Source organism: Bradyrhizobium sp. CCGUVB23, assembly GCF_024199885.1.
GTDB lineage: Bacteria > Pseudomonadota > Alphaproteobacteria > Rhizobiales > Xanthobacteraceae > Bradyrhizobium.
In genome coordinates this window covers 6853909-6868410 of record NZ_JANADQ010000001.1, presented here as the reverse complement: position 1 = coordinate 6868410, position 14502 = coordinate 6853909, and the positions used below count along the sequence as shown (strand labels likewise).

Genomic DNA, 14502 nt, shown 5'->3' with positions numbered 1-14502 from the left:
TTCGCTTGATGACTCGACTTGTTGCAGTGCAATGCCGCGCGATGTTCGGAACTGAGGCGTAAAGATGGCGCATGTCGCTCGGCTGATCGCGGTGCTTGCCCTGCTGGGACTCTCGACGCTAGCACGCGCAATCCCACCTGAATTGCCTGTGAGCGAAGTCGCCCCCGGAATTTTCGTGCACGCCGGGGCAATTGCCCTGATGAACTCCGAGAATGAGGGTGCGATCGCCAATGTCGGCTTCGTCATCGGCAAGGACGCGGTCGCGGTGATCGACACCGGCGGCAGCGTCCGCGAGGGCGCGGCACTGCTTGCCGCCGTACGGGCGCGGACCGACAAGCCGATCCGCTACGTCATCAACACCCACGGCCATCCCGACCACATCTTCGGCAATATAGCCTTCGCCCACGAGGGCACGAGCTTCGTTGGCCATGCGAAGCTCCCGCAGGCGCTTGCCACACGCGGGTCGTTTTATCTGGACAATTTCCGCCGGACCATGGGCGCGGAGCTGATCGATCCCGTCAGGATCGTGCCGCCGACGCTGCTCGTCACCGACACAATGCGGCTAGACCTCGGATCGCGTAGTCTCGTATTGCGGGCGTGGCCGGCCGCACACAGCGACAACGACCTGACGGTGCTGGACGAGGCGAGCAAGACGCTGTTTGCCGGCGATCTCGTGTTCCTCGGCCATGTTCCGGTGATGGACGGCAGCATCCGCGGCTGGCTCGCTGTGCTCAGGCAGATCGAAACCTTGCCGGCGCAGCGCGTCGTTCCCGGTCACGGTCCCGTGAGCGATTGGCCCGCAGCGCTCGCCGATGAGCGCCGTTATCTCGAAACCCTGCTCGCCGACGTGCGCGCGCTCAATCAGAAGGGCGAGCCGATCAGGGCGGCTGCGGACAAGGCAGGCGCAAGCGAGCGTGGGCGCTGGCAATTGTTCGACGATTACAATGCGCGCAACGCAACCGCAGCATTTTCGGAAATTGAATGGGAGTAGCGCTCGCGCTACGCTGCCGCCCTGCTTCGTCCACGCGAGAGCCGCGCTCATGATCAAACATTCGCTTCGCCTGACCTTTGCGGCCACACTGCTCGGCATGGCGCTCGCGGCAACGCCCGCGCGCACTGAAGAGGCCTATGATCCCTGGCCGGGCCTCGTGCAGGACATCTTCAACAACCGCCCGATGAACGACGGCAACGACGTCATCGGCATCGAGATGCCTTACCGTGCGGAAGATGCGGCCATCGTGCCGGTCACGCTGCGCGCAAAGCTTTCGCCCGGCGACAACAGGCGCATCCGCGCGATCACGCTGGTGATCGACCGCAACCCGGCGCCGATGGCGGCGAGGTTCGAGCTCGGGCTGGATGCCAATGTCTCGGAGATCTCAACGCGCGTGCGGGTCAACAACTACACCGACGTCCACGCCGTCGCCGAACTCAGCGACGGGCAGCTCTATGTGAGCAAGACCTATGTGAAAGCGTCCGGCGGCTGCTCCGCACCGGCGGCGAAGAACGCCGAGGAAGCCAAAAATCGGCTCGGCCAGATGCGCTACCGGCAATTCGATCGCGCGGATGAAGCGCCCGCCAGCCGGATCCGGGAGGCGCAGATCATGATCGGCCATCCCAACAATTCCGGCTTGCAGATGGATCAGGTCACGCAGCTCTATATCCCTGCGTTCTTCGTCAACCAGCTCAGGCTCTGGCAGGACGACAGCCTCGTGCTCGCAGTGGAAGGCGGCATCTCGATCTCGGAGGATCCCAACATCCGCTTCACCTACGTCTCCACCGGCGCAAAACACTTTCGCGCGGAGGCGACGGATACGGACGGGCACATATTCCGGAACGAGTGGGATGTAGGGAAGCCGGGGATGTAACTTTCGATCTCCGTCATTCCGGGGCGGTCCGCAGGACCGAACCCGGAATCTCGAGATTCCACAATGCGCAATTGCGCATTGGGGTTCGACGCTTCGCATCGCCCCGGAATGACGGTGTGATCAGAAACACCTCACCTCGGCCTCGGCCTGCGCGCGCCGGAGATCGTTGACGGCTGAGGTCGCCTGCTCCGAGGTGCGAAACTGGGCGCCGAGGTTTCCACGTACCTGCGACATGCTGAGCGCGGTTTCTGCGGTGACATATCGTTCATAGGGCACGATCGAGGCGACGACGTCGATCGAGCAGGAGCATTGCTCGATCGCCTGCCGGGTCTCGCCATTGGCCTTCATACAACCATAGACGTATTCGGCACGTGCCGAGGTCGGATAATCATTGGCCTCCTCGGCCGGCGCCGCCATCGCTGTGGCGGCGAGCACGGTCAGGGCGGCGACAATCGGTCGTAGCTGTCGTGCTGAGATCATGGCCGTCCTCCCGCTGGTTGCGATGGAAACTATGCTATGCCTATGGTTCTGAAAAGCACACGTCTTATGGAAATGGCCTGGAAGTGATGGGACGCCTGGTTCGAACATTGGCCGTATCGATTGCTCTCGCGTTGACGCAAGGCGGGACCAGCCACGCTGCGGACACAATCCGCCTCGCGGTGCAGAAAACCGGGACCTTCTCCTGGGAACTGGCTGCGATCCGCGACCAGGGTCTCGACAAGGCCGCCAATCTTTCGCTCGAGGTCACCGAGCTCGCGAGCACCGAGGCCGGCAAAATCGCGATGCGCGCGGGCAATGCCGACATCATGCTGTCGGACTGGCTGTGGGTGTCGCGCGAGCGCGCGCTCGGCGCCAAGCTGACCTTCTATCCCTATTCGAGCGCGCTCGGCGCGGTGATGGTGCCTGCCTCTTCGCCGATCAAGACGCTTGCGGACCTGAAGGGCCGCAAGCTCGGCGTTGCCGGCGGCGCCATCGACAAGAGCTGGCTGCTGCTGCAGGCGCGGATGAAGCAGGACGGCATCGACCTCAAGTCGGACGCGAGCATCGTCTACGGCGCCCCGCCGCTGCTCGCCGCCAAGGCACTCGACGAAGAGATGGATGCGAGCCTCAATTTCTGGAATTTCTGCGCCCAGCTCGAGGCCAAGGGCTTTCGCCGCCTCGCCGGCATCGAGGAGATCTTGCCCAATCTCGGCGCCAAGGGACCGGTCGCGGCAGTCGGCTACGTCTTCGACGAAGGCTGGGCGGCGAGCCACCGTGACGTCGTGGCGCGCTTCATCGCAATGACACGCAAGGCCAAGGAGCTACTGACCACCTCGGATGCCGCATGGGAGAAGGTCGCACCGCTGACCGGCACCAGCGATCCCGCCCTGCTGCAGGCCTATCGCAACCGCTATCGCGACGGCATCCCGCACCGGAACATTGACGACGAAGAGGCCGATGCGCGCGTGCTCTATCGCGTGCTGGCCGAGGTCGGCGGCCGAGAGCTGGTCGGGCCGGCACCGGAGCTCGATCCCGGCACCTTCTATCACGCACCCGGCGGAGACTGACGTTGCTGCGTCTCGTCTCGTTTGCCCTGTTTCTTGCGATCTGGTGGATCGCCGCGCTGTTCGTCGGCGGGGCAAAACTGCCCTCGCCGCCTGCGGTGCTCAACGTGATGATCGCGGAAGCGGCCTCCGGCGCGCTGTTCCTGCATCTCGGAGCGACGCTGGCGCGCGTCATACTGGCCTTCGTGCTGGCGATGTCGCTCGGCAGCGCGATCGGTTATCTCATGGGCCGCAACAGGCTCGCCGACCGGCTCGGCGATCCCTGGCTGATCCTGCTGCTCAACCTGCCCGCGCTAGTCGTGATCGTGCTCGCCTATATCTGGGCTGGCCTCACCGAAGCCGCAGCCATCGCGGCGATCGCGATCAACAAGCTGCCGACCGCGGTGGTCACCTTGCGAGAGGGGACGCGGGCGCTCGACCGCTCGCTGGACGAGATGGCGACGGTGTTCGCGATGTCGCGCTGGCGCACCTTCCGCCACGTCGTGCTGCCGCAGCTTGCGCCCTATGTCGCCGCCGCTGCGCGCTCCGGCCTGTCGCTGGTCTGGAAGATCGTGCTGGTCGCCGAACTCCTGGGACGGCCGAACGGCGTCGGCTTCGAGATCGGCGTCGCCTTCCAGCTGTTCGACACCCCGCGCCTGCTCGCCTATTCGCTGACCTTTGCGGCCGTCGTGCTCGTCATCGAGACCCTGCTGGTGCAGCCGTTTGAAACCCGCTCAACCCGGTGGCGGCCCCGTGCGGCTTGAAGTCGACATTTTAGGCAAGACCTTCACAAGCGCCGCGGGGGGGACGCACGAGGTGCTCGCGCCGGTCAAGTTCTCGCTCGGCGCCGGCGAGGTCGGCGTCCTGGTCGGCCCGTCCGGCTGCGGCAAAAGCACGATGCTGCGCATCATCCTGGGTCTCGACCGCGATTTCCAGGGCGACGTCAGGCGCCCGCCGAACGTGCGCATCGGCATGGTGTTCCAGGAGCCCCGGCTGTTGCCGTGGCGTTCGGTCGAGCAGAACGTGCGGCTGGCGGCGCCCGAGGTCGACGACGTCAAGCTTTCCGAGCTGTTCAAGATCCTCGAGCTGGAAGAGCATCGCAGCCACTATCCCGGCGAATTGTCGCTCGGGCTTGCGCGTCGCGTCGCGCTCGCCCGCGCTTTCGCCGTCGAGCCCGACCTGCTGGTGCTCGACGAGCCCCTCGCCTCGCTCGACGACGCGCTGGCCGGCCGCTTGCGCGAGGAGATTGCAACGCTGGTCGCAAGCCGGCCGGTGATGACGCTCCTGGTGACGCACAGCCTCGACGATGCGGTGCGCCTCGGCGACCGCCTGTTCTTCCTGTCGCCGCGGCCGGCACGGATGCTGGCCGAGGTGCCCATCGGCATCCCCCGCGGCGCGCGGGGCGAGGCCGAGATCGCCGCGATCAAGGCCGGCCTGGTGCGGCGAACGCAGGGCGAGCGCGCCGGGCGCGACGTCTCATAGGCGGCCGCTTTGCTAAAGCGCGATAAGATCGCGCTTTAGGTAATTGTTGGAGCATGATCTTTTCGGAAAACCGCTTCCCACTTTTCCGGATCATGCTCTGGCGTGCTAAACAAGCCGGCGGCGGAGTTTGATCATGAAGCGAACGGTCGCCCTGACGATGTTCGGCCTCGCGCTTGTCGCGTCTGCGGCAAACGCGCAAGACATGATGCGCGACCTCGACCTCACCTCGCCGGCGATGACGTCGGCCGAAATGACGAGGCCGGAGGTCGAAGCCGTGCTGGCGAAAGCGAATGCGGCCGCGCCGGCCGATTTTACCGGCAAGCGGCTGTCCGGCCTTGATCTCTCGGGGCTGGACCTGTCCGGCGCCATCCTCCGCGCCGCGCGGCTCAACAAGACGAAGCTCGCTGGCGCGCGGCTGGATCGCGCGATCCTCGATCAGGCCTGGTTGCTGGAGGCGGACCTCACCGGGGCAAGCCTGAAGGGCGCCAATCTGTTCGCCTCGCAGATGGCGCGCGCGCATCTCGACGGCGCCGATCTGACCAGTGCGCGCATCGCCGCCGACCTTTCCGGTGCAAGCCTCATTGGCGCCTCCATCGCGGACGCGCAGCTCGGCGCCGATATGCGCAACCAGTCGATGGGACTGATGCGGACGGTGCTGCGCTCGGCGAAGCTTTCGGGGCTGAACGCGCGCAACGCCGACCTCTCGCGCGTCGATCTCGAATTCGCCGTACTCAAGGGCGCCGACCTCACCGGCGCCTCGCTCAAAAGCGCCCAGCTCGGCGGCGCGGATCTCAGTGGCGCGACCGTCATCGGCACCGATTTCGAGGGCGCCGATCTCGTCTCGACCAGGCTGGTCGCACCGATCGGACTTGACCGCGCGAAGAATTTCGACAAGGCAAGGAACGTCGAGCGCGTCATCAGAGAATGACGGCATGAGGAGGAGCGGCTGATGATGCGTTGGTGTCTGGCTTTGATCGTGGTGGTGGCATGCGCCGGCGAAGCTGCCGCGCAGGGCAAGGGCAAAGGCGTCCGGCTCTGGAATCTGACCTCGGAGACCATCTCCGGCTTCCAGCTCTCGCCTGCCGGCAAGACCGAATGGGGACCGAACCAGACCTTGAACGACAAGGACAAGGAGGTCGACCATGACGAGCGGCTGCGCATCACCGGCGTCGAGCCGGGCCGCTACGACGCCAAGGTCAGCTACCCCAACTCACGGAGTTGCGTCGTGCGCGATATCGAGATCAGGGCGGACGCGGTGTTCTCGATTGCCGACAAGGACCTGAAGGACTGTACCAAATAGCACGGCGGCTCAGGCGGCGGGCTTTGCTCCGCCCGCCTCCGCCTTGTCGTTGCTGTGCGGATATTCGCAGCGCCAACGCACGGCCTGCCATTTCGGATGCTCGCCGACCCATTGCGCGATATAGGGCGGCGCCGCCATGGCGCACTGCCTCGGTGACCCGCCATAGGCGAACACCAGGTGCTGCTCCTCGCAGGTGGTCGGCGAGAGCACCGCGCAGACAGTCACAATCAGATCAATCGGATTCATGCCTGAAATCCCTCATAGTCGCCAAGAGATAGCATAAAGGGCTACGCTGCACGCGGCGGGAAGTTTCAAACCGGCGTGAAATGGCGCAGGAACCGGCGGGTCAAAGCCCTCGCGCTGATAGCCGCTGGGCCCTCCACGGCGCCGCGGGACGAAACCCGCGCCTTGCCGCCAGTTGATTTCGCCAATAAGCTGGTTCCCAACAAACTGCTAACAGGCTAATGGCTCTCGCAGAAACCCGATGGCGCGGCGTTGCAGTCGCTGTGCGTTTGCTGGCGCTGGTTGCCGGCATCACGACCTTCGCCGGTCAAACCCCTCAAGCTGTTTCGCAGCCGTCGCAATCGGACAGCCCGAATGCGAGCCGCGCCGAGCCATCCCGCACTGCAAACACCGAGCAGGCCGTCGTCAAACTCACTCCCAGCCAGCAGAAGCAGATTGGACTTGAAACGGCAGTTGTGGAAGCAGCGCCGCACCCCGAGCAATTTCGCGCATACGGCGCAGTGCTGGATATCTCCCGCATCACCGAGCTGACCAACAGTTACGCCAATGCGCAGGCTCAGCTCCAGACGGCCCAGGCCCGATTCGAGGTTGCAAAGAGCGCATTCGACCGGACCAAAAATCTCGTCGACTCCGCGGCGCTTCCAAAGAAGGAAGCCGAAACCGCAGAGGGAACGTTGCGGACGGACAAGGCCGCGCTCGCGGCTGCGGAGTCACAGCTCAGGACTCTCGCCGCAACGGCGCAGCAGGAATGGGGGCCGGTGATCGGCCGCGGCATCGTCGAGCGCTCCCCCGCCGTGGTCCGGCTGATCGAACGCGATCAATTTCTCGTCCAGGTGACGCTGCCGCCGGGCGTAACCGTCATCGGGACCCCAGGGACGGCTCTCGCGCAGGCGCCGACGCGGAACGCGAATATCGATCTGCAGTATGTCTCCCCGGCGACGCGTACCGACCCGCGCATTCAGGGATTGAGCTATTTCTTCTCGGCACCTGGCGACAGCGGACTGCTGCCCGGCATGAACACCACGGTTTACGTGCCGTCAGGCAACACATACGAGGGCGTGTTCGTCGAGGATACCGCAATCGTGCGGTGGCAGGGTCGATCGTGGGTTTACCTGCGCGTCAACGCCGATGGCTTCAGACGTCATCCGATCAACACCGATCAGCCCGTATCGGATGATGACTACGTCGTCCGGGACATTCCGTCGGGTTCGGAAATCGTGATGCGAGGGGCGCAGGTCTTGCTGTCCGAGGAGGCAAAGAGCGAGCTCCGGGGCGACACCGACAATGACTGACGGCATTGGCTCAGGCAGGTCAGGGCCACAAGTCGCTCTCGTAGCTTTCGCCATTCGCTTCCGCGGCGTCGTACTGGCGCTTTCATGCGCGCTGCTCGGCTACGGACTGTTCGCACTTGGCGAAGCCAAATACGGCGTTTTCCCCGAATTCGCGCCGCCACAGGTGACTATCCAGACCGAAGCGCCTGGCCTCAGCCCGGAGCAGGTCGAGATTCTCGTGACACAGCCGATCGAAACCTCGATCAACGGCCTCGCCGGTGTCGAGAGCCTGCGCTCGTCATCGATCCAGGGCCTCTCCGTGGTCACCGTCATCTTCCAGGCGGGCAGAGACATCTACCGTGGGCGCCAGTTGGTGACCGAGCGCCTCGCAGCCGTGGCCTCGCGGCTGCCACAAGGCGTGCAGTCACCGTCGATGACGCCTTTGACGCCGCTGGCCGGTACGGTTCTGGTCATCGGCCTGACCTCCGACGAGCGATCCCTGATGGACTTGCGCACGGTTGCGGACTGGACCGTAGCCAGGCGCCTTTTGGCCGTCCCGGGCGTGGCGCAAGTGTCCACGTACGGCAAGGATGTCAGGTCGTTGCAGGTGCAGGTTCGGCCTGACGATCTGATCCGCTTCCGGATCGGCATGAATGACGTCCTGGCTGCTGCGCGCAAGGCCACAGGAGTGCGGGGCGCCGGCTTCGTCGATACGGCCAATCAGCGCATCACGCTGCAAACCCAGGGGCAGTCTTTGACGCCCGACCAGCTTGCCCGCACGGTGCTTCTGCACGAGGGTGGCGCCAGCGTGGTGCTCGGCGACGTCGCGACCGTCGTGACCGCCCCCGAACCACCGATCGGGGCCGCCCTGATCAACGGCGCGCCCGGCATCATGCTGATGGTGAATCAGCAATACGGCGCGAATACCAGGGAAGTCACCACGCGGGCGGAAGCCGCGCTGCAGGAACTCCGCCCGGCGCTCGAAGCCGATGGGATTCAGCTCCACGCCGATCTGTTTCGTCCCGCCAACTTCATCGACACGGCGACGGAGAACGTGCTCTACGCCTTGCTCATAGGCGGGGCACTCGTGATCATCGTGCTGTTCCTGTTTCTGTTCGATTGGCGCACGTCGGTCATCAGCTGCACCGCTATTCCCCTGTCATTGATCGTGGCGGTGCTCGCCCTGCAATGGATGGGCGAAACCCTCAACACAATGACATTGGGCGGCCTTGCGATCGCCATCGGCGAAGTCGTCGATGATGCCGTGATCGGCGTCGAGAATGTGGTTCGCCGATTGCGCGAGAATCGCAGGGCAAGGGAACCCAGAGCCGAGGCCCGCGTGGTGCTCGACGCCTTCCTCGAGGTGCGCACCGCCGTTGCCTACGCAACGTTTGCGGTGCTGCTGGTGTTCTTTCCGATCCTCGCCCTGTCGGGTATCGCCGGCCGCCTCTTCGGCCCCCTCGGCATTGCCTACATCTTTGCAGTGCTTGCCTCGCTCGCGGTCGCTCTTACCGTAACGCCGGCGCTCTCGATGCTGCTGCTGACCGGGAGGGCCGACCGCCAGCGCCTGCATGAACCACCCGCCGTGCGATGGTCCCGCCGCTATTACCAGGCATTGCTGCGTCGCATCGGCCGTTTCCCGAAGCTCGTGATGACGGCGGCCGTGGTTCTGACGATCACCGCCGCGGCCATGGTGCCGTTCTTCGGCGGGACGTTCCTGCCGGACTTACGCGAGGGCCATCTCATCCTGCACGTCTCCGCGCTTCCTGGCACATCGCTCGACGAATCGCTGCGCATCGGCAAGCTGATCACGGATACGCTCAAGCAAATTCCCGGCATACGCAGCGTGGCGCAGCACACGGGCCGTGCCGAAGCCGGCATCGATACGGTGGGAACGCATTCCAGCGAGTTCGAGGTCGACCTGCAAGCCGGACTGTCCGGCCACGAGCAATCCGAGGCAGAGACGCGCATCAGGGCCGCTTTGGCCGACTTCCCCGGCATTTCCTTCTCGAGCAAGACCTACTTGACGGAGCGGGTGGAGGAAACCGTTTCGGGATTCAGCGCGGCAGTCGCCATCAACATCTACGGACCCGACCTCGACTCACTCGAGGGCGCCGCACGCGATGTCGCGCGGGAGCTCGACGAAGTCCGCGGCGCGATCGACGTGCAACAGCGATCCCCGCCGGGGATGCCGCAGGTCAATGTGACGCTCCGCCCGGCCGATCTGCAGCGCTGGGGGCTCGATGCGGTCGACGTGCTTGAATTGATCCGCACCGCCTATCAGGGCGACGTCGTCGGACAGGGCTATGAAGGCAATGCGGTGTTCAATGTCATCGTGGTCCTGGACGCGCCCGCCCGCGCTCGTATCACTCAGCTCGGGGACATGCCGCTGCGCACGCCGAGCGGAGCCTACATTCTGCTGAAGCAAATCGCCGACGTCTACGAAACCTCCGGCCGCTATCAGATCCTGCATCAGAACGCCCAGCGCGTTCAGACAGTCACGGCAAATGTCAGTGGACGCGATCTCGAATCCTTCGTCGTCGCAGTCAAGCGCAAGATGGCGCGCGAGGTCACTCTGCCACCCGGTGCACATATCGAATTTGCGGGAGCGGCCGAGGCGCAGGCGCGCTCGCGGCGCGATCTCATCGTCAACTCGCTCCTCGCCGGGACCGGCATCATCCTTCTGCTTGCGATGGTCACCGGTCATTGGCGAAACCTGCTGCTGGTGCTGATCAACATGCCTTTCGCGTTCGTCGGAGGCGTGTTTGCACTGGCCCTGACCGGCGGCCTGCTCTCGCTCGGTTCGATGGTCGGCTTCGTGACCCTGTTCGGGATCACGCTACGCAACTCCATCCTAATGATCTCGCACTACGAGCACCTCGTTCTGATCGACGGCCGTGTGTGGGGGCCCGACACTGCGATCGAGGGTGCGGCGGACCGTCTTGTTCCGATCCTGATGACGTCCCTGGTGACGGGTCTCGGCCTGTTGCCGCTGGCGCTTGGCGCGGGCGAACCAGGACGAGAGATCGAGGGCCCGATGGCGATCGTCATCGTTGGAGGCCTCGTGACGTCGATGGCTCTCAATCTGCTGCTGCTGCCGACGCTTGCGCTTCGCTATGCGCGTTTCAAGGTGAGGCCTGAACTAAAAACCGGAAGCGCCGCGGCCTAGTGGATGGAGGCGTGGCGACTGCACGAAGTCAGATCCGGGATTGGGCGCGTCGAACGCGTCGGCGTAGCCAACGCCACAAACACCACCGCGGCTCCAACGGTCTCACCGTTGAAGCCGCGGCAGGTCGTCTGGATCGTCTTACTTGCGCGAAGCGCAGGCGTACATGTTGATTTCCATGCCGACCGACACTTCCACGATCTTCGGAGCTTTCCAAGCCATTCGGGGTCTCCCAAGGTATTGAGCGCGACATCGCGCGAGCCAAAACCTAGGGCTGCATCGCCGATCACGCAAGCCTGTAATCACGCGCCGAACATTTCTTGTTCGATTCTTTTGCAAACCTAGTTCTCTCTCGGGCAAAACGCCTTCACTTTTGGGCAAACGCGCACGCAGCCTTGTGCGATGCATCGGGAGCCTTTCCCGAATTCGATGCTCCGGGAGAATTTCCCGACACCGACATGGGCTGATGTCAGCAAGTCCTTAACAACCCTTGTCGGCTGTTTGCGGATTGTCCTTTGCGCCTTCCGCGCGTTGTGCCGCGGTCGGCTGGCTCTGCATCTGCCGCTGCGCATCTTTCGACGACGCAGCCGTCTCACCACTGGCGCGATTCATCGTGCTGGTCGGCGGATGCCGACTCACATCATTCGCAGAGCCGTGCGACTGTGCCGAGCCGACGGTCACAGGACCCGAGCCCGCGTCCTTGTCGGTGGTCGCGTTGCCGGTGTTGCAGGGAGCTGCCATTGCATTGCCGACGCTCAAGACCAGGATCGAGCATGCGGTCAAAATGAGGCGTTTGGTGTTCATCTGATCTCCTCTCCTCCCGCAGCACTGCCCCGGAGCGATGCGGGATGTCGCGGGAGAAACAGGTCGGCGCGTCCCAGGTTCCGGGTGGCGGGAGAGAATTGATTGCGCTGTAGTCGCAACCAATGCACGGGATCTCGGAGAGATTCATGGCCACGTTCTGCAGACGATTCACGATTTCACTGCTCGTTGCGGGTCTCGCATTTCCGGCGATTGCCGGCGAGCGTCGCGATGAACGAGCCGCGCCGCGATCGGGCGCGACGGCAACCCTCACCGGCAAGGCAAGTCTCACCGGCAAGACAAATCTTACCGGCAAGGAACGACTCGGCCCGAAATGGACGGATGAACAGCGGATCGATGATTGCAACGTGCCGCCCGACAAGCGCGGCGTGAGCCTGCGTCCGATCACCTGCCCGAACGCACAGACGAATTAGACGCAAGCCTGAAGCGGCAACCAGGCACTCATCTGAGCAGCCGCAGCAGGGCGCGTCCTGCGGGCGACCTCAGTTCCTTGGCGTCGAGCGTTCCATCCTTGTCGGGATTGGCCGCGTTGAAGCGCTGCTCCACAACAGCGAGATATTCGTCGAGCGTCAGCGTTCCATCGTGATCCGGATCGGCCGCTGCGAGTTCCTTTGCCGTCAACCGTCCGCGCAGCTCGCGCGCATCGAGCGTTCCGTCATGATCAGGATCGAGCTTGGCGAACACCGCGGTCGCGGCCTTCTTCACCTCGGCAAGATCGAGCGTGCCGTCATTGTCCGTGTCGAACATCTTGATGGCGTTCGGGGATGCCGACCAGGCGGGACCGCCGAGCAATGTGCCTGCAACTGCGAATGCAATGGAGCGACGCGATATCATCGAAAACCTCCCGGCTCGGGCTCCCGGCGCGCCCATGGAATCGAAACAGGTTGCCTGCCGGGACCATGGTTCGAATTCTACGCGGCTCCTCGCGCACACGCAAAGCTGGCAACGACACAGGAGGCAATCTTCGTGCCGCGGAATTTTTCGCCGTGCACCTTGTATGCAGTGCGAAATGTCGGGCGGTTTACCAGGGGTGACTGCCGTCTGGCGTCCAACAATTCGGCAGCGCGTTTGCGACTTTCGTATTGACGCATTTTACGTTCCATCGGAGTGTTGCAATCGCAGCGTCAAAAGGCGCGCACATTGGGAGGAACGGATGAAACGCTTTGCGATGGCCGCGAGCCTCGTCATGCTTGCGTCGACGGGTGTGAATGCCCAGACCACAGAACAACTCAACAAGGGCGCGTCAGACACATCGAATGTTCTCAACTACGGGATGGGCTACAATCTTCAGCGTTTCTCGACGCTGAATCAGATCAACAAGGACACCATCAAGAACCTCGTCCCAGTCTGGAACTACAGCTTCAATGACGATCGCAGCGAGGAATCGCAGCCGCTGGTGTACCAGGGCGTGATCTACGTGACCTCGCACAACGCCACCATGGCGGTCGACTCCAAGACCGGCAAGCAGATCTGGAAGACAAAGGTCGAGTACCCCGCCGAAACGCCGCGTATCGTCTGCTGCGGCATCATCAACCGCGGCGCCGCGCTGTACGACGGCAAGGTTTTCCGCACCACGCTCGACGCCAATGTGATCGCGCTCGACGCCAAGACCGGCAAGGAGCTGTGGCGCGAAAAGGCCGCCGACATCAAGGAAGGCTATTCGATGACGGTGGCCCCGCTGGTCGCCGACGGCGTCGTCATCACCGGCATCTCCGGCGCCGAGTTCGGCACCCGCGGCTTCATCGACGGCTGGGATCCCGCAACGGGCAAGCACCTCTGGCGTACCCATTCGATCCCCTCGCCGGATGAGCCGGGCGGCGACACCTGGAAGGGCGACACCTGGAAGCTCGGTGGCGGCTCGACGTGGATCACCGGCTCCTACGATCCGGAGCTGAACACGGTCTATTGGGGCATCGGCAATCCGGGCCCGTTCAACTCGGCGGTGCGTCCGGGCGACAACCTATACACCTGCTCGGTGCTGGCGATGGATCCCAAGACCGGCAAGATCAAGTGGCACTACCAGTTCTCGCCGAACAATCCATTCGACTATGACTCGGTCGCCGAAATGGTGCTCGCAGACATGAACGTCGAGGGCAAGCCGACCAAGGTGTTGATGGACGCCAACCGCAACGGCTTCTTCTACGTGCTTGACCGCACCAACGGCAAGCTGCTTGCGGCCAATCCATACGTGAAGGTCAACTGGGCCACCGGCGTCGACATGAAGACCGGCAGGCCGATCGAGACCGATGTTGCCAAGGACGCGCGCGAGGGCAAGAAGGTCACGGTCTATCCGTCGATCCTCGGCGGCAAGAACTGGGAGCCGATGTCGTTCAATCCGCAGACCGGCCTTGCCTATGCCAACACGCTCAACTTCGGAGGCAAGTACAAGGCCGAGCCCGTCACCTTCAAGCAGGGTGAATGGTATCTCGGCATGGACCTCACCGATCCCTGGGAATTCGGCGACGGACCGCGCGGCCACCTCAAGGCGATCGATCCCCTGACCGGCAAGTCGAAGTGGGAAGCGGCGAGCGACATCCCGCGCTTCTCGGGCGTCTTGTCGACCGCGGGCGGCGTCGTGTTCTCGGGCGCGCTGACCGGTGAGTTCGAAGCCTTCGACGCCGACACCGGCAAGAAGCTCTGGCAGTTCCAGACCGGCTCCGGCATCGAGGGACAGCCGGTGACCTGGCAGCAGGACGGCGTGCAGTATGTCGCGGTGGCAAGCGGCTATGGCGGCGTCTACTCGCTGTTCTCCGGCGACGAGCGGCTCGCCAAGGTGCCGCCCGGCGGCTCCCTGTGGGTTTTCGCGATCAAGCAATAACCACGGGTTCGA

The 14502-nt window shown here is 63.9% G+C and carries 16 protein-coding genes; 11 read left to right on the top strand and 5 right to left on the bottom strand.

Annotated features, from left to right (window positions below):
- The first annotated feature begins 64 nt into the window (after positions 1-64).
- Together NLN62_RS31805 and NLN62_RS31800 are read left to right on the top strand one after the other, a co-directional pair.
- The gene (locus NLN62_RS31805; protein ID WP_254111425.1) at positions 65-991 is read left to right on the top strand and encodes a quinoprotein relay system zinc metallohydrolase 2; all 927 of its coding nucleotides are present in this window, start codon (positions 65-67) and stop codon (positions 989-991) included.
- Between the two features lie 49 nt (positions 992-1040).
- A complete protein-coding gene (locus tag NLN62_RS31800) occupies positions 1041-1865 on the top strand; it encodes a quinoprotein dehydrogenase-associated SoxYZ-like carrier (RefSeq protein ID WP_254111424.1) in 825 nt (274 codons plus the stop codon).
- Between the two features lie 120 nt (positions 1866-1985).
- On the opposite strand, the gene NLN62_RS31795 is transcribed toward NLN62_RS31800, so the two are convergent.
- Entirely contained in the window at positions 1986-2345 is a 360-nt protein-coding gene (locus tag NLN62_RS31795) for a hypothetical protein (RefSeq protein ID WP_254111423.1), read from the bottom strand.
- Positions 2346-2431: 86 nt separating this feature from the next.
- Between NLN62_RS31795 and NLN62_RS31790 the strand changes: the two genes are divergently transcribed.
- The 5 genes from NLN62_RS31790 to NLN62_RS31770 all read left to right on the top strand — a co-directional run bounded on the left by NLN62_RS31790 (position 2432) and on the right by NLN62_RS31770 (position 6170).
- A complete protein-coding gene (locus tag NLN62_RS31790; protein ID WP_035663749.1) occupies positions 2432-3412 on the top strand; it encodes an ABC transporter substrate-binding protein in 981 nt (326 codons plus the stop codon).
- Between the two features lie 2 nt (positions 3413-3414).
- Complete coding sequence (locus NLN62_RS31785) at positions 3415-4152, top strand: ABC transporter permease (protein WP_027525755.1); 738 nt, start codon at positions 3415-3417, stop codon at positions 4150-4152.
- Complete coding sequence (locus tag NLN62_RS31780) at positions 4142-4870, top strand: ABC transporter ATP-binding protein (protein ID WP_254111422.1); 729 nt, start codon at positions 4142-4144, stop codon at positions 4868-4870. The genes NLN62_RS31785 and NLN62_RS31780 overlap by 11 nt, the downstream gene beginning before the upstream one ends.
- A 133-nt stretch (positions 4871-5003) precedes the next feature.
- Positions 5004-5798 (top strand): pentapeptide repeat-containing protein, encoded by a 795-nt coding sequence (locus tag NLN62_RS31775; protein ID WP_027525757.1) that lies wholly within the window; start codon positions 5004-5006, stop codon positions 5796-5798.
- Between the two features lie 24 nt (positions 5799-5822).
- Entirely contained in the window at positions 5823-6170 is a 348-nt protein-coding gene (locus NLN62_RS31770) for a hypothetical protein (RefSeq protein WP_156944590.1), read from the top strand.
- Between the two features lie 9 nt (positions 6171-6179).
- Here NLN62_RS31770 and NLN62_RS31765 read toward each other — a convergent pair whose 3' ends face one another.
- On the bottom strand, positions 6180-6416 hold the full coding sequence (locus NLN62_RS31765) for a hypothetical protein (protein ID WP_027525759.1): 237 nt from the start codon (positions 6414-6416) through the stop codon (positions 6180-6182).
- Positions 6417-6682: 266 nt separating this feature from the next.
- On the opposite strand from NLN62_RS31765, the gene NLN62_RS31760 reads away from it, so the two are divergent.
- The gene (locus NLN62_RS31760; RefSeq protein ID WP_245288140.1) at positions 6683-7705 is read left to right on the top strand and encodes an efflux RND transporter periplasmic adaptor subunit; all 1023 of its coding nucleotides are present in this window, start codon (positions 6683-6685) and stop codon (positions 7703-7705) included.
- On the top strand, positions 7698-10853 hold the full coding sequence (locus NLN62_RS31755) for an efflux RND transporter permease subunit (RefSeq protein ID WP_254111421.1): 3156 nt from the start codon (positions 7698-7700) through the stop codon (positions 10851-10853). Before NLN62_RS31760 ends, NLN62_RS31755 begins: the two co-directional genes overlap by 8 nt.
- Before the next feature lie 138 nt (positions 10854-10991).
- Here the strand turns inward: NLN62_RS31755 and pqqA are convergent, their stop codons facing one another.
- A complete protein-coding gene (gene pqqA, locus NLN62_RS31750; protein ID WP_035663753.1) occupies positions 10992-11072 on the bottom strand; it encodes a pyrroloquinoline quinone precursor peptide PqqA in 81 nt (26 codons plus the stop codon).
- A 258-nt stretch (positions 11073-11330) separates the two neighbouring features.
- Positions 11331-11654 (bottom strand): hypothetical protein, encoded by a 324-nt coding sequence (locus NLN62_RS31745; protein ID WP_254111420.1) that lies wholly within the window; start codon positions 11652-11654, stop codon positions 11331-11333.
- A 146-nt stretch (positions 11655-11800) separates the two neighbouring features.
- Here NLN62_RS31745 and NLN62_RS31740 point away from each other — a divergent pair, with 146 nt between their 5' ends.
- Entirely contained in the window at positions 11801-12085 is a 285-nt protein-coding gene (locus tag NLN62_RS31740) for a hypothetical protein (protein WP_254111419.1), read from the top strand.
- A gap of 28 nt (positions 12086-12113) precedes the next feature.
- On the opposite strand, the gene NLN62_RS31735 is transcribed toward NLN62_RS31740, so the two are convergent.
- Positions 12114-12506: an EF-hand domain-containing protein gene (locus tag NLN62_RS31735; RefSeq protein WP_254111417.1), complete on the bottom strand. Its 393-nt coding sequence runs from the start codon at positions 12504-12506 to the stop codon at positions 12114-12116.
- A gap of 319 nt (positions 12507-12825) precedes the next feature.
- On the opposite strand from NLN62_RS31735, the gene NLN62_RS31730 reads away from it, so the two are divergent.
- Positions 12826-14490 carry a methanol/ethanol family PQQ-dependent dehydrogenase gene (locus tag NLN62_RS31730; protein WP_254111415.1) on the top strand — a complete coding sequence of 555 codons (1665 nt, stop codon included), beginning with the start codon at positions 12826-12828 and terminating at the stop codon, positions 14488-14490.
- The last annotated feature ends 12 nt before the right edge of the window (positions 14491-14502 follow it).